The sequence below is a fragment of the Variovorax sp. 22077 genome, from assembly GCF_052044195.1.
Taxonomy (GTDB): domain Bacteria; phylum Pseudomonadota; class Gammaproteobacteria; order Burkholderiales; family Burkholderiaceae_C; genus Variovorax; species Variovorax atrisoli.
The window spans coordinates 323,947-344,534 of the sequence record NZ_JBQEQC010000006.1 but is presented as its reverse complement, the minus strand read 5'-3'; the positions used below and the strand labels follow the sequence as shown (position 1 = coordinate 344,534).

Here is a 20,588-nt window from a genome sequence, read left to right as displayed (position 1 = left end):
CGTGGTGTCTTCGCACAAACCACCCACGCTCCGGGTGGGCCGGGGCGGCGAGCACGCCGCCCGCTACACCCTGCCCGACCGCCTGCCGCCCCTGCCGCAGGCCGCGCCCGAACTCGGCGACGTGCAGGCGCTGGCCCTGCGCGACCGGCTCGACGTGCGTTCGGCGCAGGCGCAGAACACCGCCGTGGCCGGCTCGCTGGGCCTCACCCGCGCCACCAGCGTCGTCAACGCCATGGAGCTGGGCCTGGTGCGCAACACCACCTTCGAGAACGACGCCGACCGCACGAAGAAGACCCAGCGCGGCTTCGAGCTCGACCTGCCGATTCCCATCTTCGACTGGGGCCAGTCGCGCAACGGCCGTGCCGAGGCGCTGTACCTGCAGTCGGCCGCGCGCGTGCGCGACGTGAGCGTGCTCGCCGCGAGCGAGGCGCGCGAAGCCTGGCAGGGCTGGAACACGGCCTATGCGCTGGCGCGCCGCTACCGCGACGAGGTGCTGCCGCTGCGCAGGAAGGTCAACGAGGAGATGGTCCTTCGCTACAACGGCATGCTCGCCAGCGTGTGGGAACTGCTGGCCGAGACGCGCGCCAGCATGCTCGCGGTGAACGCGGGCATCGAGGCGCAGCGCGATTTCTGGATCGCCGACACCGACCTGCAGCTGGCGCTCACGGGCAGTTCGCCCGGCGGCATATCGGCGCTGCAGACTGCTTCGGCTGCCGAAGCGCCGGCAACGGGAGGCCACTGACATGAACCGCCGCAACTTCTTCGCGGGCGCTGCCACGGCCGTCGCCGCCACGAGCGTGAGCCGCGTGTCGATGGCAGCGCTGCCCGAACCGGTGTCGCAGGGCTCCACCGCCACCGCGCCGCCGCTTTCACCGCCCAACGGCCGGCCCTACAACCCCGTCGTCACGCTCAACGGCTGGACGCTGCCCTGGCGCATGAATGCCGGAGTCAAGGAATTCCACCTCGTCGCCGAGCCGGTCGTGCGCGAGATGGCGCCGGGCTTCAAGGTCAACATGTGGGGCTACAACGGCCAGTCGCCCGGCCCCACCATCGAGGTGGTGGAAGGCGACCGCGTACGCATCTTCGTCACCAACAGGCTGCCCGAGCACACCACCGTGCACTGGCACGGCCAGCGGCTGCCCAACGGCATGGACGGCGTGGGCGGCATCACCCAGCCGCACATACCGCCGGGCAAGACCTTCGTCTACGAGTTCACCGCGCGCCGGCCCGGCACCTTCATGTACCACCCGCACGCCGACGAGATGGTGCAGATGGCGATGGGGATGATGGGCTTCTGGGTCACGCACCCCAAGGCCGACCATCCGCTGATCGAGAAGGCAGACCGCGACTTCTGCTTCCTGCTCGGCAGCTTCGACGTGGAGCCCGGCAGCGCCACGCCCAAGGTCAACACCATGACCGACTTCAACGTCTGGAGCTTCAACAGCCGCGTGTTCCCGGGCATCGACACGCTCAACGTGCGCCGTGGCGACCGCGTGCGCATCCGCGTGGGCAACCTGACGATGACCAACCACCCGATCCACATCCACGGCCACGAGTTCGAGGTGACCGGCACCGACGGCGGCCCCGTGCCGCGCACCGCGCGCTGGCCCGAGGTGTCGGTGGACGTGGCGGTGGGCCAGATGCGGCAGATGGAGTTCATCGCCGACGAGGAAGGCGACTGGGCGCTGCACTGCCACAAGTCGCACCACACGATGGGGCCGATGGGCCATGACGTGCCGACCATGATCGGCGTCGACCACAAGGGCGTGGCCGAAAAGATCAGGAAGCTCGTGCCCGACTACATGGTGATGGGCGACAAGGGCATGGCCGACATGGGCGAGATGGAGATGCCCATTCCCGACAACACCGTGCCCATGATGACCGGCACCGGCCCCTTCGGCTCGGCCGAGATGGGCGGCATGTTCACGCTGCTGAAGGTGCGGCGCGACCAGAAGCCGGGCGACTACCGCGATCCGGGCTGGTTCAGGCACCCGGCGGGCACCGTGGCGCGCGAGGTGCCGAACGCGAACGTGCCGCCGGCAGCCCGCAAGGAAACGCCCGCCTCGCCAACCGGGGCCAGGCCCGATGCGACCGTGCGCAAGCCCTCGGGGCACGACGCGCACAACCACTGACCTCTTCTCCTTTCTTCACGGAGCTCACCTCATGAACAAGACACACCTCAAGTCCATCGCCGCCGGCCTCATGCTCGCGGCACTCGCCAGTGCCTCTTTCGCTCACGAGGCCCACGACAAGCCCAAGCCGAAAGGCGCAGCCGAACTCGCCCCGGAGCAGAAGCCCTGGGGCATCGCGGGCAAGGCCGCCGCGGTGAAGCGCACCATCGACATCGCGATGGCCGACGACATGACCTTCACGCCCTCGGTCATCGAGGTGCGCGAGGGCGACACCGTCCGCCTGCGGCTGAAGAACCGCGGCAAGGAACTGCACGAGCTCGTGCTCGGCACCACCGCCGAGATCGAGGCCCACGCGGCCATGATGAAGAAGTTTCCGGACATGGAGCACGACGACCCGTGGATGGTCCACGTGCCCGCCGGCAAGACCGGCAGCATGGTCTGGACCTTCAACCGCGCGGGCGACTTCGACTTCGCCTGCCTCGTGAAGGACCACTACGAACTCGGCATGGCCGGCCGCGTCCGCGTGCTGCCCGCCACCGGCGGCAAGTCCTGAAGGAGAACATGATGCAAAGAAGAAACATGCTGCTGGCACTTGCCTCCGCGGCCCTGCCCTTCGCCACGACGACGGCGCGGGTCGCCGCGCCGATGGTCGAGATCTGGAAGGACCCGAACTGCGGCTGCTGCCAGGACTGGGTGAAGCACCTCAACAGGAACGGCTTCGCCACCCGCGTGCACGACGAAGGCAATGTGGCCGCGCGCAACCGGCTGGGCATGCCCGCCAAGCTGGGCTCGTGCCACACGGGCCTGGTCGGCGGCTACGCCATCGAAGGCCACGTGCCCGCACGTGAGGTGCAGCGGCTTCTGAAGGAAAAGCCCAAGGCCGTCGGCCTCGCAGTGCCCGGCATGCCGGTCGGCTCGCCGGGCATGGACGGCCCCGCCTACGGCGACCAGCGCGATCCCTACGACGTGCTGCTGGTGCTGGCCGACGGCAGCACGCGCGTCTACCAGAGCTATCGCTGACTCACCCCTCGATGAAACAAGGAAGCAAACCGATCATGAAGAAACTGTTCACCGCCCTTTGCACCGCCCTGCTCGCCGCCGCGGCCTTCGCCCAGGCTGCCCTGCCCGCCGTCGAGGGCGAGGTACGCAAGGTCGACCTCGACGCGAAGAAGATCACGCTGAAGCACGGCGACATTCCCAACCTCGAGATGACCGGCATGACGATGGTGTTCCGCGTGAGCGACCCCGCGCTGCTGTCCAAGGTGAAGCCGGGCGACAAGGTGCAGTTCACCGCCGACAAGGTCGACGGCGCGCTCACGGTGCTGTCGATCGCGCCGGCGAACTGAGCCTAGCGGCCGAATCGCGCCGGGTCGAAGGGGTCCGGTGGAATCTCGGGCGCCGTGCGCGCCAGCAGCTGCGCCGCCAGCCGCCCGGTGCGCGCCGAGCCGCACAGGCCGACGTGCCCATGGCCGAAGGCCAGCACGACGTCGGGCGTGGCGGCGGCCGGCCCGATGCACGGCAGGCCGTCGGGCAGGCTCGGGCGATGCCCCAGCCAGTGCTTCACCGAGGCCGAGCCCGGCGCGGCTGGTGCGAGCGAGGGAAACATCGATCGCAGGTGCGCGTGCAGGATCTCGGCACGGCGCCAGTCGGGCGCGGCGTCGAGGCCGGCGATCTCGACCTGTCCGGCGGCGCGAAGGCCACCGTCCATCCAGTGCGCGATGAGCTTGCCGTCGGCCACCATGGTCGGCGTGCGCGGGCCGGCCGTCGCGTCTTCGACGACCACGTGGTAGCCGCGCTCCGACTCCAGCGGCACCGCCGAGCCGGCCGCCGCCGCCAGCGGGCCCGAACGCGCACCGGCGCAGATGGCGGCGGCGTCGCAGGAGATCTCGCCCGCCTCGGTGAGCACGGCGCGCAGCCGGCCGCCCTCGATGCGGAAGCCGGTCGCCCGAGCCATGACGCGCTCGCCGCCCGAGCCGAGCGCGTGCCGCGCCAGCGCGGCCACGTAGCGGCCCGGATCGCGGCAGTGGCCGGCCTCGGGCACGAAGATGCCGAGCGTGTAGCGCGCGTCGAGGTCGGGCTCGCGGCGGCGCAGTTCGTCCTGCGGCCATTCCTCCCACTGCACCCCGGTGCGCCGGCGCACCCGCCAGCCGAGCGCGTCGCCGTCGAACTCGGCGCGCGAGCGGTAGGCATGCAGCAGCCCGCGCCGCTCGATGAGCTGGGGCACGCCGGCCTCGGCTGCCAGCCGCGCATGCAGCACAGGCGCATCGGCCAGCAGCGTTCGCAGCGCGTCGGCGGTGCGCTGCACGCGCGCCTCGGTCCAGCCCGAGGCCAGGTAGCGCAGCAGCCACGGCATGGCGCGCGGCAGGTAGCGCCAGCGCAGGGCCAGCGGGCCGAGCGGATCGGCCAGCCAGCCCGGCACCTTGCGCCATGCGCCCGGCAGCGCGGGGGGCACGACCGAGTGCGACGAGAGCCAACCGGCATTGCCGTAGCTGGTGGCGTGCGGCCCGCCGGGCTGTCCGGGCTCCAGCACCGTCACGCGCAGTCCCGCGCGCAGCGCCTCGATGGCGGTGGCGCTGCCGACCGCTCCCGCGCCGATCACCACCACGTGGCGCGCACCGCCCGGGGAAGAGAAACTTCTTGCAACCGTCATGGACGGCGATGGTAGAGGGCGCGGTCTCATAATCGGCCGCCATGTCAGCACCGTCTTCCTCTCTTCTCTCCCATTCCGCCGGTGCCATCACCGACGTCGCCGGCATCGAGGTCGGCCATTTCACCGAGACGCGCCGCCCCACCGGCTGCACCGTGATCATGGCGCGCGAGGGCGCCGTGGCCGGCGTGGACGTTCGCGGCGCCGCGCCCGGCACGCGCGAGACCGACCTGCTCTCCCCCGGCAACCTCGTGCAGCAGATCCACGCGGTGATGCTCGCGGGCGGCAGCGCCTGGGGCCTGGCGGCGGCCGAGGGCGCGATGCGCTGGATGGAGGAGCGCGGCATCGGCATGGACGTGCGCTTCGGCACTCTGCCCATCGTGCCGGCCGCCGTGCTGTTCGACCTGCCCATGGGCGACGCGCGCATCCGACCCGACGCGGCCGCCGGCTATGCCGCCTGCGAGGCCGCCAGCACCGCCGCGCCGGCGGAAGGCAACGTGGGCGCCGGCACCGGCGCGCTGGTGGGCAAGCTCTTCGGCGTGCATCGCGCGATGAAGGGCGGCGTCGGCACCGCATCGGTCAAGGTCGGCGGCGTCACCGTGGGCGCGCTGATCGCGGTGAATCCGCTGGGCGACGTGATCGACCCGAACACCGGCCAGCCCGTGGCCGGCGCGCGCACCGAGGACGGCACCCGCCTGCTCGACACCCGGCGCGCGCTGCTGCGCGGCGACAGCCCTAAGCCGCTGCTGGCCGGCACCAACACCACCATCGGCGTGATCGCCACCGACGCGGTGCTGACCAAGGTGCAGGCCAACCGGCTTGCCATGGTCGCGCACGATGGGCTGGCGCGTTCCATCAACCCGGTGCACACCATGAGCGACGGCGACACGCTGTTCGCGCTGGCCACCGGCCGCGTGCCGCTGGAAGGCGACGCGCCCGGCATGACGGTGCTGAGCACCATGGCCGCCGAAGTCGCCGCCATTGCCACGCTGCGCGCGGTGCTGGCCGCGCGCACGGTGACGGTGGGCGAGCTGCACATTCCCTGCGCCGCGGACCTGGGCAAGGCGCGCGGCTGACCACGGGAGGCAACACCATGGCGTTCCCAAGGACACTGAAGCTGATATTGCTGTCGATCCGCGACCTGATCGCTTCGGCGGGGCCGATCGTGTTCATCGTCATCGGGCTGCTGATCGCGGCCTACTGGTGGCTGCAGCCGCAGCCGCCCAAGCACGTGACGCTGGCCACCGGCCCCACGGGCAGCGCCTACGCCCAGTTCGGCAAGCGCTATGCCGAGGCGCTCAAGCGAGAGGGCATCGAGGTCGAGCTCAAGCCCACCTCGGGCTCGACCGAGAACCTGCAGCTGCTGCGCACCGGCGGCGCCGACGTGGGCTTCGTGCGCGGCGGCAGTGCCGACCCGGTGGCCGACGAGGAAGCCGGCCTCACCTCGCTGGGAAGCCTGTTCTACGAGCCGATCTGGCTCTTCTACCGGACCGACTCCGCCCAGAAGATCGATCGCAAGACCGCCACGCTGACCTCGCTCACCCAGCTGCGCGGCCTGCGCGTGAACGTCGACCTGCCCGGCAGCGGGCTGCCCGACATCATGGAGCGCATGCTCAAGGCCAACAGGCTCGGTCCCGACGACCTGCTGCTGTCGAACCTGGAGCAGGCCTCGGCCGCCGAGGCGCTGGAGGCCGGCCTCCTTGACGCCATCGTGCTGTCTTCCGCGCCGCAGTCGCCCCAGGTGCAGCGGCTGCTGCGCTCCGATTCGATCAAGCTCATGGACTTCGGGCAGGCCGACGCCTACTCGCGGCGCTTTCCCTTCCTCTCGGCCGTGACGCTGTCGCGCGGGATGATCGACCTGTCGAAGGACGCGCCGCCGCACGACGTGTCGCTGCTCGCGGCCACCACCTCGCTGCTGTCGCGCGACGAAACCCACCCGGCGCTGCGCCAGCTCTTCGCGCAGGCCGCGCAGACGGTGCACAGCGGCGCCGGCTGGTTCAACCGCGCGCGCGACTTCCCCAACACCCGCACCAGCGAACTGCCAGTGAGCCCCGAAGGCGACCGCGCCATCAACGGCACGCCGCCGGCATGGCAGCGCTACCTGCCCTTCTGGGCCAGCAACCTCGTCGAACGCATGTGGCTGGTGCTCGGCGGCCTGCTGGTGCTGATGCTGCCGCTGAGCCGCGTGGTGCCGCCGCTTTACCAGTTCCGCGTGCGCCGGCGCGTGTTCCGCTGGTATGCGCGGCTGCGCGACATCGAGGCGAAGGTCGACACCCGGGCGCTGGCGAAGGAGGACGAGCGCAAGTCGCTGCTCGAGGAGCTCGACCAGCTCGACCGCGTGGTCAACAAGGTGGCGGTGCCGCTGTCGTATGCCGACGAGCTCTACGCGCTGCGCAACAACATCTATGCGGTGCGCAAGCGGGTGCTGGCCAAGGCGCCGCAGGCGGACGTGGCCGACCCGGCCACGGCAGCGGCGAACGATGCCGTCTGACGACGCCCGCAAAACCCGGCCCGCGACCTCGCGCACGCTGATCGACTTCGCACAGCCGCACGGCGAGGCTGGCCGGCTGCGCCTGTGCTTCGGTGCGCCGTCGCGCGTGCTGGCGGCGCGCACCGCGGCCGAGGTGCGGCCCGTGCTCGACGCCGTCGAGGCACTGGCGCGCGAGGGGCACTGGTGCGTGGGCTATCTGCGCTACGAGGCGGCGGCGGCCTTCGACCGCGCATTCGCCGTGCACGCGGCGGACGGGCCGCTGGCATGGTTCGGAGTGCACGACGAAGCCCTGCCGTGGCCCGACGCCACGGGCGACGCTGCCCTTGCGCCGATCGGCTGGGAACTCGATCTCTCGCGCGCCGACTTCGATGTCCGCATGCAGGCCATCCATCGCGCGATCGCGCACGGAAAGCTCTACCAGCTCAACTACACCGCCGCACTGCACGCCCGCTTCCACGGCGACGCGCAAGCCCTGTTCATGGCGCTGCGGCAGGCCCAGCCCGACGGCTACACCGCCTTCATCGACACCGGCGAGGAACAGGTGCTGTCGGTGTCGCCCGAGCTCTTCTTCGACTGGCAGGACGACCGCATCCTGACGCGGCCCATGAAGGGCACCGCCCCGCGCGGCGCCACGCCGGCGGAGGACGAGGCGCTCGCGCGGCGGCTGCGCACGGTGCCGAAGGAGCGGGCCGAGAACGTGATGATCGTGGACCTGATCCGCAACGACCTCTCGCGCATCGCCCGGCCCTTCTCGGTGCAGGTGCCGCGCCTCTTCCACACCGAGGCCCTGCCGACGGTGTGGCAGATGACCTCGGACGTCGAAGCCCGGGTGCGCGAAGGCACCACGCTGGCGGACGTGTTCGCGGCGCTGTTCCCGTGCGGCTCGATCACCGGTGCGCCCAAGGTGAGCGCGATGCGCATGATCTGCGATCTGGAGCGCGGGCCGCGGGACGTCTACTGCGGCGCGGTGGGCGTCGTGCGGCCCGGCGGGCACGCGACCTTCAACGTGCCGATACGCACCGTGACACTGCGCGGCGGCAAGGCCCGCTGCGGCATCGGAAGCGGCATCACCGCCGATGCGCGGGCCGACGCCGAGTGGGAGGAATGGCGACACAAGCGCGCCTTCCTGGACCGGGCAGGCAGGGCCGCGACGCCATCGTTCGACCTGCTCGAGACCCTCGCGCTGGCGGACGGCGAGCTGCGCGACGCGCCGGCGCATCTGGCGCGCATGGCTGCCGCCGCAGCGCACTTCGGGCGACCGTGGAACCATGCGTCGGTCGCCTCCTGCCTCGACGACCTGAAGGCCCGGCACAGCGCCGGCACCTGGCGCGTGCGCCTGCTGCTCGATGCGCAGGGCATGCCGCGCGCCGAAGCCTTCGCGATGGAGGCGCCGCCCGCGCGCGTGCGCCTGCAGCTCGCCACGCGTCCGTTCGACGACGCCCATGGCGAATTCACCCGCTTCAAGACCACCCGCCGCGCCCACTACGAAGCCTTTGCGCCCACGCAGCCCGGCGTGTTCGACACGCTGCTGTGGAACCGCGATGGCGAAATCACCGAATGCACGCGCGGCAACATCGCCCTGCTGCTCGATGGCCGCTGGGTCACGCCGCCCTTGCACTGCGGATTGCTGAACGGCATCGGCCGGGCCAACCGCGTGCGCGACGGCCAGCTTGCCGAAGCGGTCGTGCGGGTGGAGGATCTGCCCCGCGTGCAGGCCCTGGCCTTCGTGAACAGCCTGCGCGGCTGGCTGGACGCCGACCTGGACGGCGTTCAAAAATAGTTCGACAAGGCGCTTGACTTAGAGCGCGCTCTAATTTCGAGAATCGATGCCATGGAAACCAGCCTGACCATCGCGGAAGTCGCAGAACGTACCGGCCTCACGGCCCACACGCTGCGGTACTACGAACGCATCGGACTGATCGCCGCGGTGTCCCGTGCGCCGGGCGGCCAGCGGCGCTATGCGAGCGCCGACATGGACCTGCTGGATTTCCTGTTGCGCCTGCGCGAGACCGGCATGTCCATCCAGGGCATGCAGGCCTTCGTCAGGCTTCGAAGCCAGGGGGACGCCAGCGTCGGCGAACGACGCGAGATGCTCGAGCGGCATCTCGCCGAGGTTCAGGCCAAAGTGGCGGCGCTGCAGCAATCCATGCAGGCGCTGTCGCTCAAGATCGACCACTACCGCAAGGTCGAGAAGACGAACGAGCGTCCTCCTCTGTCGGGCAAGGCCCGGAAAGGAAAGACGAGCGATGACGAACACACAACAACAACGGCAAGACCAGGTTCAGGGCGACAGCCAGCGCTACGCGCGTGGCCTGGCCAAGCTTCATGAGATCGACGGCGAAGGCGGCGTCAAGGTGGTCGAGAGCCTGGCCGGCATCGCGCCGGACTTCGGCCGACTGGTGATCGAGTTCCCGTTCGGCGACATCTACTCGCGCCCCGGCCTCGACCTGCGCTCCCGCGAGATCGCGACGGTGGCCGCGCTCGCCGCCATGGGCAATGCCACGCCGCAGCTGAAGGTGCACATCCAGGCCGCGCTGAACGTGGGCGTGACGCGCGACGAGGTGGTCGAGGTCATGATGCAGATGGCGGTCTACGCGGGCTTCCCGGCCGCGCTCAACGGCCTCTTCGCGGCGCGCGACGTGTTCGCGGCGGACGATGAAAAAAGCGCGCGGCCCCTTGCGGAACCGCACGCTCTTGCCGAGATGACCTGAGGCCCCTTCCAGGAACACCGAGGAACCGGCTTTGCCGGGCCTCCGGTGTTGCCCCCGGCAGGAGGTTGGCGCAGCGACACGAAGTGTCGCGCAGCCTGGGGGCGAGCCCTACTTCAACGCCTTGTAGCGCATGCGCTTGGGCTTGGCACCTTCCTCGCCCAGGCGCTTCTTCTTGTCGGCCTCGTACTCCTGGTAGTTGCCGTCGAAGAAAGTCCACTGGCTGTCGCCTTCGGCCGCGAGGATGTGCGTGGCGATGCGGTCGAGGAACCAGCGGTCATGGCTGATCACCATGACCGTGCCGGCGAACTCGAGCAGCGCGTCTTCCAGCGCGCGCAGGGTTTCCACGTCCAGGTCGTTCGACGGTTCGTCCAGCAGCAGCACGTTGCCGCCGGCGATCAGCGTCTTGGCCAGGTGCAGGCGGCCGCGTTCACCGCCCGACAGCGTGCCGACCTTCTTCTGCTGGTCGGCTCCGTTGAAGTTGAAGCGGCCCGCGTAGGCGCGGCTGGCCATCTGGAACTTGCCGACGTTGATGATGTCCAGGCCGCCCGAGATGTCTTCCCACACGGTCTTCTGGTCGGCCAGCGCGTCGCGCGCCTGGTCGACGAAGGCCATCTTCACGGTCTGGCCGATGACGACCTCGCCCGAATCCGGCTTCTCCTTGCCCGCGAGCAGCTTGAACAGCGTCGACTTGCCGGCGCCGTTCGGGCCGATGATGCCGACGATGGCGCCGGCGGGCACGTTGAAGCTCAGGTTGTCGATCAGCAGGCGGTCGCCGAAGGACTTGCTGACGTTCTTGAACTCGAAGACCTGGCTGCCCAGGCGCTCGGCCACAGGAATGAAGATTTCCTGCGTTTCGTTGCGCTTCTGGTATTCGACGTCGCTCAGCTCCTCGAAGCGGGCCAGGCGCGACTTGCTCTTGGCCTGGCGCGCCTTCGGGTTCTGGCGCGACCACTCGAGTTCCTTCTTCAGGGCCTTGGCGTGGGCTTCCTCGCTCTTCTGCTCCTGCGCCAGGCGCTCGCCCTTCTGCTCGAGCCAGGTGCTGTAGTTGCCCTTCCATGGAATGCCGCGGCCGCGGTCCAGTTCGAGGATCCACTCGGCGGCGTTGTCGAGGAAGTAGCGATCGTGGGTGATGGCCACCACGGTGCCCGGGAAGCGCTGCAGGAACACTTCGAGCCATTCGACCGATTCGGCGTCCAGGTGGTTGGTCGGTTCGTCGAGCAGCAGCATGTCGGGCTTGCTCAGCAGCAGGCGGCACAGGGCCACGCGGCGCTTCTCGCCGCCCGAGAGCACGCCGATCTTGGCGTCCCAGGCCGGCAGGCGCAGGGCGTCGGCGGCGATCTCGAGCTGGTGCTCCGAATCGGTGCCGGCGGTGGCGATGATGGCTTCGAGCTCGGCCTGTTCGGCTGCGAGCGCGTCGAAGTCGGCGTCTTCGGCGGCATACAGCTCGTAGACCTCTTCGAGGCGCTTCTTGGCCGCATTGACGGCGCCCATCGACTCCTCGACGGATTCGCGCACCGTGTGCTCGGGGTTGAGCTTGGGCTCCTGCTCCAGGTAGCCGATGGTCAGGCCGGGCATGGGCAGCGCCTCGCCCTCGATTTCCTTGTCGACGCCCGCCATGATCTTGAGCAGCGTGGACTTGCCCGAGCCGTTCAGGCCGAGCACGCCGATCTTGGCGCCGGGGAAGAAGGACAGCGAAATGTCTTTCAAGATCTGCCGCTTGGGCGGCACGGTCTTGCTGACACGGTTCATCGAATAGACGTATTGAGCCATGTGTGGTTGGTTACCTTGGGTAGCGGGATTCGAGGGAACGCGCGGCCGCCGGAATGGAGGCATTCGGGCGCGGCAAACCACCGATTATCGACTCATGCGACAATAGGCTCCGTTGCCGGGTCCAGTTGCCCGCGACACCGGCTCTCTGCCGGGGACGAAGAAAGGCCCATTTCACCCTTTTGCGAGGGCGGACTTTCCGGCTCCCACCCCTGACCCTCATCTGCCTTGACTGGCTCGGCGTCAACAAGACGCCAAGCGGGCCGATGCCACTGCGCCGTGTATGGCGCTTATTGTTTTCAATGACTTTTGACGAACTGAAGCTGGCTCCCGCCATCTTGAAGGCTGTGCACGAGCACGGTTACGACACCCCCACCCCCATCCAGGCGCAAGCCATCCCTGCGGTGCTCGAGGGCCATGACCTGCTCGGCGGCGCCCAGACCGGCACCGGCAAGACCGCCGCCTTCACGCTGCCGATGCTGCACAAGCTCACCATGAGCCGCAGCGCCACCAACAAGTTTGGCGGCACCGGCATCCGTGCCCTCGTGCTGACCCCCACCCGCGAACTCGCCGCGCAGGTCGAAGAGTCGGTGCGCACCTACGGCAAGTACCTGCAGCTCGACTCGACCGTGATCTTCGGCGGCGTCGGCATGAACCCGCAGATCAGCAAGCTCAAGAAGGGCGTCGACATCCTAGTGGCCACCCCCGGCCGCCTGCTCGACCTGCAGCAGCAGGGCATGCTCGACCTCGGCCAGGTCCAGATGCTGATCCTCGACGAAGCCGACCGCATGCTCGACATGGGCTTCATCCACGACGTGAAGAAGGTCCTGGCGCTGGTGCCCAAGGAAAAGCAGAGCCTGCTGTTCTCGGCCACCTTCAGCGACGAGATCCGCGACCTGGCCGCCACCCTGCTGCGCAACCCGCAGAGCATCCAGGTCACGCCGCGCAACACCACGGTGCAGCGCATCACCCAGGTGATCCACCCCGTGGGCCGCGGCAAGAAGAAGGCGCTGCTCGCGCACATCATCAACGAGAACAAGTGGAGCCAGGTGCTGGTCTTCACGCGCACCAAGTTCGGCGCCAACAGCGTGGCCGAATTCCTCACCAAGAACGGCATCGAGGCGATGGCGCTGCACGGCAACAAGAGCCAGAGCGCCCGCACCCAGGCGCTGGCCGGCTTCAAGAGCGGTGAACTGCGCGCGCTGGTGGCCACCGACATCGCCGCCCGCGGCATCGACATCGACGAGCTGCCGCACGTCGTGAACTACGAGATCCCCAACGTCAGCGAAGACTACGTGCACCGCATCGGCCGCACGGGCCGCGCCGGCTCCAGCGGCGAGGCCGTGAGCTTCGTGTGCCTGGACGAGGAAGGCTTCATGCAGGAGATCGAGCGCTTCACCAAGCAGACGATCCCCGTGCAGGTCATCGAGGGTTTCGGCCCCGAGGAAGGCGAGCGCGCCGAGCCCATCGCCATGGGCCGCCAGACCATCTGGGGCGGCGCCGGCCGTCCGCCGAGCCGCGAAGTCATGCAGGCGGCCGCCAAGGCCGCGCGCACCGAGATGCTCCAGCGCATCCGCGAGAACAAGGCCAGCCAGGGCGGCAGCAACGGCAATGGCGGCGGCCAGCGTCGTGGCGGCGGCCAGGGTGGCGGCAACGGCCAGGGCCGCAATGCCAATGGCGGAAGCCAGGGCCAAGGACAAGGCCAGGGCCCGCGCGGCCAGGGCGCACGCCCGCAGCAGCAGCCCCGCAGCCCGCAGGGACCGGCACGCGCCCCGCAGCATCACCATCACGCGCCGCACGAGGAGCGCCAGCCGCGCCACCACGGCAACAGCCACAGCCCCACGCAGGCCAACCAGGTTGCGCACCTGCGCGCCGAAGCGATCAGCGGCGGCGCCGGCCAGCCCGATCCGCTGCGCACCAGCGTCGACCACATGGGCGGCCGCGGACGCGGCGGCCGTTCGGGTGGCGGCGGCTACGGCGGCGGCAACCGTTCGGGCGGCGGCAACCGTTCGGGCGGCGGCGGCCGTTCGGGCGGCGGCGGTGGCTACGGCGGCGGCGGCAATCGCTCCGGTGGCGGCGGCGGCGGCCGTTCGTTCGGCCGCTGAGAAGGCGCCGCGAGCAGCACGCCTGCTTGAAAATTGAAAAGGGCACCTCGGTGCCCTTTCTTTTTTGCCCTCGGGCAGGAACCGCCCTCAGGGGGGTGGTGCCGTCTGTGCCCGGATGTTCCTGGCGATGCGGGTTGCAAGCGCGACTACCGCCGCGTCATAGCTCGCGGCAACCGAGCAACGCCGCCACGGCGCACGCGGTGATATGGATCAACTTCATACATTCCGCCCCGGGGCGGCTCCCTCGTTTCATTGTTGTTTGTGCCGCCGGCCTCGGCCTCGAATGACATGGCGGGTGCACCTTGGCCGGGAATCGTAACCCGGGACACAATCGTCACCCCATGCAATACATCCCGCCCAACTACGCCACCCTCTTCGTAGCCACCTGCAACCTCCTCAACCTCGCGGCGCCCAACCGCGTGTACTACGAGAACCAGGACGCCTACACCGAGCGCGAGTACGAGCGGAAGATCGAGTGGACCGGCGAGCGCTTCCATGCGCTCAATGCCGACGTGCTGGCCGTGCAGGAGGTGTGGGACGAATCGGCACTCAAGGCCTGCATCGCGCGCAGCGGGCTGCGCTACGACTTCGTCTCGGTGCCCGGCGCAGAGAACTCGCCGCCGCCCGGAAGCCCCGCGGGCACGCCCGCGCGGCCGGGCGCACAGGGCACGCCGCGGGTCGGCATCGCGACGCGGCTGAAGGTGGATGCGATCCGCTCCTTCGTCGACTTTCCACCGGGCTTCGGTGTCGATGTGCCGGGGCTCGGTCCGCACACGCGCTTCGAGCGGCCTCCCCTGCTCGCCACGGTGCGCATGAAGCATGGCCAGCAGGTGCACGTGCTCACGGTGCACCTGAAGTCCAAGCGCCCCAAGTTCCTGCAGGATGCGCAAGGCAATGCTCTCGAGGACCGCGACGACCGCAAGGTGGGCGTGATGGCCTCGCTGCGTTCGCTGCTGATGCGCGGCGCCGAGGCCGCGGCCCTGCGCTGCATCGTGATCGACCTGCTGCAGGGCACGAACGTGCCGCTCGTGGTGATGGGCGACTTCAACGACAACCCGCACAGCGTCACCACGCAGCTCGTGGCGGCCACCTCGGAGGTGGCCTACGACAAGGCCGCGCGCGACGTGGCGCTCTTCAACGCCTACGAGATGCAGGGCGAGGCGGCGCTGAAGAAGGACGTGGCCTACTCGCACATCCACCAGGGCTACCCGGAGGTGCTCGACCAGATCCTCGTGAGCGAGGAGTTCGTCGCCACCAGCCGGCACAGCCTGGGCGACGTGCGGCGCGTCGACTACTTCAACGACCACCTGCACGAAGGTCGCGACCGCTCGCGCTCGGACCACGGCTTCGTGCGCGCCCTGCTTCGGCTGCGCACGGCCTGATCTTCCTTCGCGGCAAGCCGCTTCTTCAGCCCATGCGGCGGCCGGTCTGCCGGTCGAACAGGTGGACGTTCTCCGATTCGATGGCCAACCGCACGATGTCGTCGGGCCCGGCATCGACACGGCCGTGCACCGCGAGCACCAGCTTCGCCTCGCCGACCTGCACCAGCAGTTCGGTCTCGGCCCCGGTGGGCTCCACCACGACGACCCTGGCCTCCACGCCGTGGGAGCCGCCGCCCAGCGTCATGTCGCCGGGGCGGACGCCGTAGTGCACCGGCTGGCCGTCGGGAACTGCCGTGGCGGCCGGCACCGGCCAGCGCGCACCCTGCGCCTCGACCCAGCATTCGCCGCCCGAGCGCCGCACCGTGCCCTCGATGACGTTCATCGACGGCGAGCCGATGAACTGCGCGACGAACAGGTTGTCGGGCCGGTCGTAGAGCTCCAGCGGCGTGCCTATCTGCTCGACGATGCCGTCGTGCATCACGACGATGCGGTCGGCCATGGTCATGGCCTCGATCTGGTCGTGCGTCACGTAGACGGTGGTGGTCTTCAGCCGCTGGTGCAGCGCCTTGATCTCGGCGCGCATCGCCACGCGCAGCTTGGCATCGAGGTTCGACAGGGGCTCGTCGAAGAGGAAAACCTTCGGGTCGCGCACGATGGCGCGGCCCATGGCCACGCGCTGGCGCTGGCCGCCGGAGAGTTCGCGCGGATAGCGGCCGAGCAGCGCATCGAGGTTGAGGATCTTCGCGGCCTTGGCCACGCGCTCGTCGGTCACCGACTTCTCGGCATTGCGCAGGCGCAGGCTGAAGCCCATGTTCTCGCCCACCGTCATATGCGGATAGAGCGCATAGCTCTGGAACACCATGGCGATGTCGCGGTCCTTCGACTCGAGGTCGTTGACCACGCGCCCGTCGATCACGATCTCGCCGCCGCTGATGTCCTCCAGGCCCGCGAGCATGCGCAGCAGCGTCGACTTGCCGCAGCCCGACGGGCCGACCAGCACCACGAACTCACCGTCGGTGATGTCGAAGCCCAGCCCCTTGATGATCTGGACCTTGCCGAAGGATTTCTGGATATTGCGAAAGGATACGGATGCCATGGGATCTCTCTCTTCAGTGTGTCTTTGCACCTGGGGTGCTTCGCGGAACACCGCGGAACCGGCATTGCCGGGCCGCAGGTGCCGCCCCCCGAAAGGGCGTTGGCGAAGCGACACGAAGTGCGCGAAGCCTGGGGGGTCAGCTCTTTACCGCTCCGGCGGTGATGCCGCCGACCATGTAGCGTTTGAAGGCGTAGTAGATGGCCGCGGGCGGCAGCGCATAGATCAGGCCCGTGGCCATCAGCAGCTCCCACGGCGAATCGTCGGCCGACAGGAAGTTGCCCAGCGCCACCGCCAGCGTCACGCTCTTGTCGTTCGACAGCAGCAGGAAGGCATAGAGGTACTCGTTCCAGGCCAGCAGCAGCGAATACGTGCCCACGGCCACCAGCGACGGCACCATCAGCGGCAGGTACACGAGGCGGAACAGCTGCAGCGGCGAGGCGCCGTCCATGCGCGCGGCTTCGTCGAGCTCGTAGGGCAGCTTGTCTGAGGCCTGCTTCAGCACCCAGATGCAGTACGGCGAGGCGATGGTCACCATCGCCAGGATCAGCGCCCACTGGCTGTTGAGCAGGCCGTAGTTGCCCATGGTCTTGTACATGGGCACCGCGAGGAAGGCCGCCGGGATGAAGTAGGTGAACAGCGCCATGTTCATCACCGTGCGCCCGCCGCGCACGCGCAGGCGGCTGATGGCGAAGGCGGCGGTGGTCGCCACGAACAGCGTGAGCACGCCCACCGACAGCGCGATCAGCAGCGAGTTCCAAAGCTGCAGCCAGAAGTGGTCGAGGTAGAAGTGCTTCTGGTGGAACACGATGCGGAAGTTGTCCAGCGTCGGGTTCTTGGGCCACAGGTGGCCCGAGGTCGCGGAGTCCTTCGACGAGATCGCGAACAGCACCATGTGGTAGACCGGGATCAGCGTCCACAGCAGCACGGGGATGCCGATGAGCAGCAGCCGGGCCTCGGTGAGCACGGCTTTCGGGGTCCAGCGCTTCATATCGCCCTCCGACGAGCCGCCTCCAGGAGGGCGGGAGCCCCCTCGGGGGGCAGTGAATACACGAAGTGATGAACGTGGGGGCTCATTTCGACAGCCTCTTCATCATGAAGTACACGAGTGGCAGGACCAAAGGCATCGCCACCACGATGGAAGCCATCGACAGGTCGACCTGGTCGAGGCGCAGGTAGCGGATGCCCAGCGTGGCGAGCACGTGCGTCAAGTCGGCAGGCCCGCCGCCGGTCAGCAGGTAGACGCTGTTGAAGTCGCCCAGCGTCCAGATCATCGAGAGGATGAGCGAGGTGATGTAGAGCGTCTTCAGCGCGGGCCAGCTCACGAAGCGGAACTTCTGCCACGAGGAGGCGCCGTCGACCGAGGCCGCCTCGTACTGTTCGGTGGGAATGGCCAGGCGGCCCGCCACGAGGATGAGCGTCCAGAACGGCAGCGACTTCCAGATGTGCACGATCATCGCGAAGGCCAGTGCCAGCGAAGGGTCGTTGAGCCAGTTGGGGCCGTCGGCGCCGGTCAGGCGGAAGATGGTGCTGTTGATCACGCCCCACTCGGGGTTCAGCATGAAGCGGATCGACAGGATCGTGGGAATGGAAGGCATCGCCCACGGGAGGATGAAGATCGCCGAGACGATCTTGATCCACCAGCGCGAGGTCACGAAGAAGCCCGAGAGCACGAGTGCCACGAGCATCTTGAGGTTGATCGCCACGACCAGGAAGACGGCCGTGTTGATCACGGAGCGGAAGAAGATCGGGTCCTCGACCAGCTTCACGTAGCTTTGCGGCTGGCGGGCCAGCCAGAGGCCGTAGCCCACCGGGTACAGCACGAACACCACGAACACCAGCAGGTAGGGCACGACCATGACCGCGCCCCAGAACTGCCAGCGCGCATGCCGCGCTCCGGGATTGACGACAGGCGCCGGGGTGCTCGGCGCGGCGGCGGTGGTGGTGGCAGTTGCGCTGCTCATGGCGTGCTGCTGGTGGTGAAAGTGCCGGCGGGTGCCTCTGCGCGGCTTACTGCCCCGCCACCGTCTTGATGCGGGCGATCATCTCGTCCACGGCCTTGTCCACGGGCACCTTGTCGGTGACGATGCGGTTCATGGCCTTGGCCCAGACGTTCTCGTTGTTGAGCACGGTGAACTTGTAGTTCTTCGTGAATTCGAAGGTCACGGTGCCGGCGGCGTACTGGTTGTAGACCGACAGGCGGTGCGGATCGGCCTTCCAGAAGTCACGCTGCTGCGCGGCCTTGGTCACGGGGAACCAGCGGCCCAGCGAACCCTCGACGTAGGGTGTGAGGTTCTCTTCCTGCATCAGGAACGACACGAACTCCTTGGCGCGGGCCTTGTTCTTTGCGTCCTTGAAGATCACGCCGGTCTTCACCGCCGTGCGGTAGACCATCTTGCTGCCGTCGGGCTTGTTGGGGAAGCCGGCCGTGCGGATGCGCTCGGTGTAGTTCTTGCGCGCTTCCTCGCGCTGCTCGGGCGTGAGCGAGGCGTTGTTCGAGTCGTCGAGCCACTTGGCGGCGATGGAGATCGTCGCGTTGTGCGTCATCACGGTCGTCTTGTTGTGGAAGGCGACGTTGTTGTCCGGGTCCTTCCAGCTGGTGGAGGAAGGCGGCGTGCAGCCCTTGGTGTAGGGCATGGTGTAGTCGGTCATCGCGCCGATCAGGCCGGTGCGCACCTTCGGGTCGTCGACCAGCAGCTTGCCGTTGTCGTCCACCAGCTTGACGTTGTAGGCGTCCATGAAGGTGAGGAACGAATAGAACGCGTCGCTCGAATCCACGCCCATCGGCATGCCGATGCCGAAGTTGCGCTTGCCGCTCTTCTGCCGGCTGGCGGGCTGCACCTTCTCGCACCAGAACGCCCAGTAGTCCTTCCAGCCGGTGGGAACGTCGGACTCCTTGAAGCCGGCCTCGGCGAGCATGTCGAGCCAGTACTCGATGTGCATCGTCTGCTGCTTGATCGGGAAGGCGTAGTACGCCTTGCCCTTGGTCTGGTCGTTGTAGAGGTAGGTGGTCTCCAGCGTGTTGGGCGCGAAGCGGTCCTTCATCGGCGTGAGCACGCTGCTGATGTCCTCGAGCTTGCCGTCGTAGGCCCACTTGCCGGTGACCTGGAAGTCGTACACGTCGGCGTACGCCACGTCGGGCGGGCTGCCCGAGTCGAGCGCGGACACGGTCTTGGGGATCATGTCCTGGATCGGGTACTGCGAGAGTTCGATCTTGACGTTCTTGTTCTTCTCCTCGAACTTCTTGATGGCGGCGTACAGCGCGTCGTCCTCCGCCTTGTAGAAGCCCTTGACCCACCAGACGGTGAGTTTTTCCTGCGCGGCGACGTGGCCTGCCGACAGCAGGCCCATCGCGACCAGCGTCGGCGCGATCAGCGACTTGACGAGTTTCATGGACGTTGTCTCCTTCTCTTCTGGGTGGAATTGGCTCGTCGTGCGAGCGTGGGGTGAAAGAACCGGACGTGAAACGCGAAGGCCGCCGGTGCGGCTAGCTGGCCCTGAGCCTGGGCGGCGGCCTGCTCAGGCGCGGCAGGCGGCGGCGCGAGCCCAGCACGTCCTCGATGTCCTGGCGTGCGCCGTCGATGAGCCGGATGATCGCGCGCTCGGATCTGTCCGGGTCGTGCGCGATCACGGCGTCGAGCACCTCGCGGTGCAGCGGCAGCGAGAGCGCGGGGCCATCGGGCTTGGTGGTCGATATCTCGAAGCTGGTGCGCAGCAGCGCGTTGAGCACCTTGCTCATCTGCGCGAGCATGCGGTTGCGCGCCGCGGCCAGCAGGCCGTTGTGGAAACGCAGGTCGAAGGTGACGTAGTCGCCGCCGTTCTCGACGGCCTCCTTCATGCCCGCGAAGGCGCGCTCGATCTCGCCGATGTCCTCTTCGGTGGCGCGCTCCGCGGCGAGGCGCACGGCCGCGGGCTCCACCACGCGGCGCAGGTCCTGCAGGTCGCGAAGGAATTCAGGCGTGAGGCCGGCGCGCGCCTGCCAGGTGATGACGTCGGGGTCGAACCAGTTCCACTTGTCCTTGGGCAGCACGCGCGTGCCGACCTTGGGGCCCGTCACTATCAGGCCCTTGGCGACCAGCGACTTGATGGCCTCGCGCACCACGGTGCGGCTCACGCCGAGTTCCTCGCCGAGCACGGGCTCGGAAGGGATCGACGCGCCGATCGCATAGCGGCCCGACACCACGGCTTCACCGAGGAGTTCGAGCGTGCGACCGTGGATGTTCTTGATCATGCGTGATGTGAAAACTGGTATCGCGTCGC

19 protein-coding genes are annotated in these 20,588 nt (G+C 68.5%); 12 read left to right on the top strand and 7 right to left on the bottom strand.

Annotated features, from left to right (window positions below; translation table 11 throughout):
* From ACTJLF_RS11645 to ACTJLF_RS11625, 5 genes are all read left to right on the top strand, one after another.
* Positions 1 to 742, top strand: a 742-nt coding sequence (locus ACTJLF_RS11645; RefSeq protein ID WP_440883109.1) for a TolC family protein, incomplete at its 5' end; no start/stop codon positions are given.
* A gap of 1 nt (position 743) precedes the next feature.
* The gene (locus ACTJLF_RS11640) at positions 744 to 2,132 is read left to right on the top strand and encodes a multicopper oxidase family protein (protein WP_440883108.1); all 1,389 of its coding nucleotides are present in this window, start codon (positions 744 to 746) and stop codon (positions 2,130 to 2,132) included.
* A 31-nt stretch (positions 2,133 to 2,163) separates the two neighbouring features.
* Entirely contained in the window at positions 2,164 to 2,685 is a 522-nt protein-coding gene (locus tag ACTJLF_RS11635) for a cupredoxin domain-containing protein (RefSeq protein ID WP_132755431.1), read from the top strand.
* A gap of 11 nt (positions 2,686 to 2,696) precedes the next feature.
* Entirely contained in the window at positions 2,697 to 3,152 is a 456-nt protein-coding gene (locus ACTJLF_RS11630) for a DUF411 domain-containing protein (protein WP_440883107.1), read from the top strand.
* 35 nt (positions 3,153 to 3,187) lie between these two features.
* The gene (locus ACTJLF_RS11625; protein WP_020723084.1) at positions 3,188 to 3,478 is read left to right on the top strand and encodes a copper-binding protein; all 291 of its coding nucleotides are present in this window, start codon (positions 3,188 to 3,190) and stop codon (positions 3,476 to 3,478) included.
* A gap of 2 nt (positions 3,479 to 3,480) precedes the next feature.
* Here the strand turns inward: ACTJLF_RS11625 and ACTJLF_RS11620 are convergent, their stop codons facing one another.
* Entirely contained in the window at positions 3,481 to 4,782 is a 1,302-nt protein-coding gene (locus tag ACTJLF_RS11620; RefSeq protein ID WP_440883106.1) for an NAD(P)/FAD-dependent oxidoreductase, read from the bottom strand.
* Positions 4,783 to 4,823: 41 nt separating this feature from the next.
* Here ACTJLF_RS11620 and ACTJLF_RS11615 point away from each other — a divergent pair, with 41 nt between their 5' ends.
* The 5 genes from ACTJLF_RS11615 to ACTJLF_RS11595 are packed head-to-tail and all read left to right on the top strand — an operon-like array spanning position 4,824 to position 9,981.
* Positions 4,824 to 5,855, top strand: coding sequence for a P1 family peptidase (locus ACTJLF_RS11615; protein WP_019654903.1), 1,032 nt, complete (start codon positions 4,824 to 4,826; stop codon positions 5,853 to 5,855).
* 17 nt (positions 5,856 to 5,872) lie between these two features.
* Positions 5,873 to 7,270, top strand: coding sequence for a TAXI family TRAP transporter solute-binding subunit (locus ACTJLF_RS11610; protein ID WP_019654902.1), 1,398 nt, complete (start codon positions 5,873 to 5,875; stop codon positions 7,268 to 7,270).
* Positions 7,260 to 9,050 (top strand): aminodeoxychorismate synthase component I, encoded by a 1,791-nt coding sequence (gene pabB / locus ACTJLF_RS11605; protein WP_440883105.1) that lies wholly within the window; start codon positions 7,260 to 7,262, stop codon positions 9,048 to 9,050. The genes ACTJLF_RS11610 and pabB overlap by 11 nt, the downstream gene beginning before the upstream one ends.
* 51 nt (positions 9,051 to 9,101) lie before the next feature.
* The gene (locus tag ACTJLF_RS11600; RefSeq protein WP_145760684.1) at positions 9,102 to 9,599 is read left to right on the top strand and encodes a MerR family transcriptional regulator; all 498 of its coding nucleotides are present in this window, start codon (positions 9,102 to 9,104) and stop codon (positions 9,597 to 9,599) included.
* Positions 9,517 to 9,981, top strand: a complete 465-nt coding sequence (locus ACTJLF_RS11595; protein ID WP_145760685.1) for a carboxymuconolactone decarboxylase family protein — start codon at positions 9,517 to 9,519, stop codon at positions 9,979 to 9,981. Before ACTJLF_RS11600 ends, ACTJLF_RS11595 begins: the two co-directional genes overlap by 83 nt.
* A 108-nt stretch (positions 9,982 to 10,089) precedes the next feature.
* On the opposite strand, the gene ettA is transcribed toward ACTJLF_RS11595, so the two are convergent.
* Positions 10,090 to 11,751 carry an energy-dependent translational throttle protein EttA gene (gene ettA / locus ACTJLF_RS11590; protein WP_019654898.1) on the bottom strand — a complete coding sequence of 554 codons (1,662 nt, stop codon included), beginning with the start codon at positions 11,749 to 11,751 and terminating at the stop codon, positions 10,090 to 10,092.
* Positions 11,752 to 12,050: 299 nt separating this feature from the next.
* On the opposite strand from ettA, the gene ACTJLF_RS11585 reads away from it, so the two are divergent.
* Positions 12,051 to 13,853: a DEAD/DEAH box helicase gene (locus tag ACTJLF_RS11585; protein ID WP_440883104.1), complete on the top strand. Its 1,803-nt coding sequence runs from the start codon at positions 12,051 to 12,053 to the stop codon at positions 13,851 to 13,853.
* 341 nt (positions 13,854 to 14,194) lie between these two features.
* The gene (locus ACTJLF_RS11580; protein WP_354407415.1) at positions 14,195 to 15,235 is read left to right on the top strand and encodes an endonuclease/exonuclease/phosphatase family protein; all 1,041 of its coding nucleotides are present in this window, start codon (positions 14,195 to 14,197) and stop codon (positions 15,233 to 15,235) included.
* A gap of 25 nt (positions 15,236 to 15,260) precedes the next feature.
* Here the strand turns inward: ACTJLF_RS11580 and ACTJLF_RS11575 are convergent, their stop codons facing one another.
* From ACTJLF_RS11575 to ACTJLF_RS11555, 5 genes are all read right to left on the bottom strand, one after another.
* Complete coding sequence (locus ACTJLF_RS11575) at positions 15,261 to 16,331, bottom strand: ABC transporter ATP-binding protein (protein WP_019654892.1); 1,071 nt, start codon at positions 16,329 to 16,331, stop codon at positions 15,261 to 15,263.
* A 136-nt stretch (positions 16,332 to 16,467) separates the two neighbouring features.
* On the bottom strand, positions 16,468 to 17,319 hold the full coding sequence (locus ACTJLF_RS11570) for a carbohydrate ABC transporter permease (RefSeq protein ID WP_019654891.1): 852 nt from the start codon (positions 17,317 to 17,319) through the stop codon (positions 16,468 to 16,470).
* 82 nt (positions 17,320 to 17,401) lie between these two features.
* Positions 17,402 to 18,292 carry a carbohydrate ABC transporter permease gene (locus ACTJLF_RS11565; protein WP_019654890.1) on the bottom strand — a complete coding sequence of 297 codons (891 nt, stop codon included), beginning with the start codon at positions 18,290 to 18,292 and terminating at the stop codon, positions 17,402 to 17,404.
* A gap of 46 nt (positions 18,293 to 18,338) precedes the next feature.
* Positions 18,339 to 19,721 carry an ABC transporter substrate-binding protein gene (locus ACTJLF_RS11560; protein WP_019654889.1) on the bottom strand — a complete coding sequence of 461 codons (1,383 nt, stop codon included), beginning with the start codon at positions 19,719 to 19,721 and terminating at the stop codon, positions 18,339 to 18,341.
* Positions 19,722 to 19,815: 94 nt separating this feature from the next.
* Positions 19,816 to 20,559, bottom strand: a complete 744-nt coding sequence (locus ACTJLF_RS11555; RefSeq protein ID WP_019654888.1) for a FadR/GntR family transcriptional regulator — start codon at positions 20,557 to 20,559, stop codon at positions 19,816 to 19,818.
* Between the last annotated feature and the right edge of the window lie 29 nt (positions 20,560 to 20,588).

Coding starts and splice junctions, on each gene's coding strand:
- ACTJLF_RS11640 (WP_440883108.1), top strand. CDS start 744: ATGAACCGCCGCAACTTCTTCGCGGGCGCTGCCACGGCCGTCGCCGCC.
- ACTJLF_RS11635 (WP_132755431.1), top strand. CDS start 2,164: ATGAACAAGACACACCTCAAGTCCATCGCCGCCGGCCTCATGCTCGCG.
- ACTJLF_RS11630 (WP_440883107.1), top strand. CDS start 2,697: ATGCAAAGAAGAAACATGCTGCTGGCACTTGCCTCCGCGGCCCTGCCC.
- ACTJLF_RS11625 (WP_020723084.1), top strand. CDS start 3,188: ATGAAGAAACTGTTCACCGCCCTTTGCACCGCCCTGCTCGCCGCCGCG.
- ACTJLF_RS11620 (WP_440883106.1), bottom strand. CDS start 4,782: ATGACGGTTGCAAGAAGTTTCTCTTCCCCGGGCGGTGCGCGCCACGTG.
- ACTJLF_RS11615 (WP_019654903.1), top strand. CDS start 4,824: ATGTCAGCACCGTCTTCCTCTCTTCTCTCCCATTCCGCCGGTGCCATC.
- ACTJLF_RS11610 (WP_019654902.1), top strand. CDS start 5,873: ATGGCGTTCCCAAGGACACTGAAGCTGATATTGCTGTCGATCCGCGAC.
- pabB (WP_440883105.1), top strand. CDS start 7,260: ATGCCGTCTGACGACGCCCGCAAAACCCGGCCCGCGACCTCGCGCACG.
- ACTJLF_RS11600 (WP_145760684.1), top strand. CDS start 9,102: ATGGAAACCAGCCTGACCATCGCGGAAGTCGCAGAACGTACCGGCCTC.
- ACTJLF_RS11595 (WP_145760685.1), top strand. CDS start 9,517: ATGACGAACACACAACAACAACGGCAAGACCAGGTTCAGGGCGACAGC.
- ettA (WP_019654898.1), bottom strand. CDS start 11,751: ATGGCTCAATACGTCTATTCGATGAACCGTGTCAGCAAGACCGTGCCG.
- ACTJLF_RS11585 (WP_440883104.1), top strand. CDS start 12,051: ATGACTTTTGACGAACTGAAGCTGGCTCCCGCCATCTTGAAGGCTGTG.
- ACTJLF_RS11580 (WP_354407415.1), top strand. CDS start 14,195: ATGCAATACATCCCGCCCAACTACGCCACCCTCTTCGTAGCCACCTGC.
- ACTJLF_RS11575 (WP_019654892.1), bottom strand. CDS start 16,331: ATGGCATCCGTATCCTTTCGCAATATCCAGAAATCCTTCGGCAAGGTC.
- ACTJLF_RS11570 (WP_019654891.1), bottom strand. CDS start 17,319: ATGAAGCGCTGGACCCCGAAAGCCGTGCTCACCGAGGCCCGGCTGCTG.
- ACTJLF_RS11565 (WP_019654890.1), bottom strand. CDS start 18,292: ATGAGCAGCGCAACTGCCACCACCACCGCCGCCGCGCCGAGCACCCCG.
- ACTJLF_RS11560 (WP_019654889.1), bottom strand. CDS start 19,721: ATGAAACTCGTCAAGTCGCTGATCGCGCCGACGCTGGTCGCGATGGGC.
- ACTJLF_RS11555 (WP_019654888.1), bottom strand. CDS start 20,559: ATGATCAAGAACATCCACGGTCGCACGCTCGAACTCCTCGGTGAAGCC.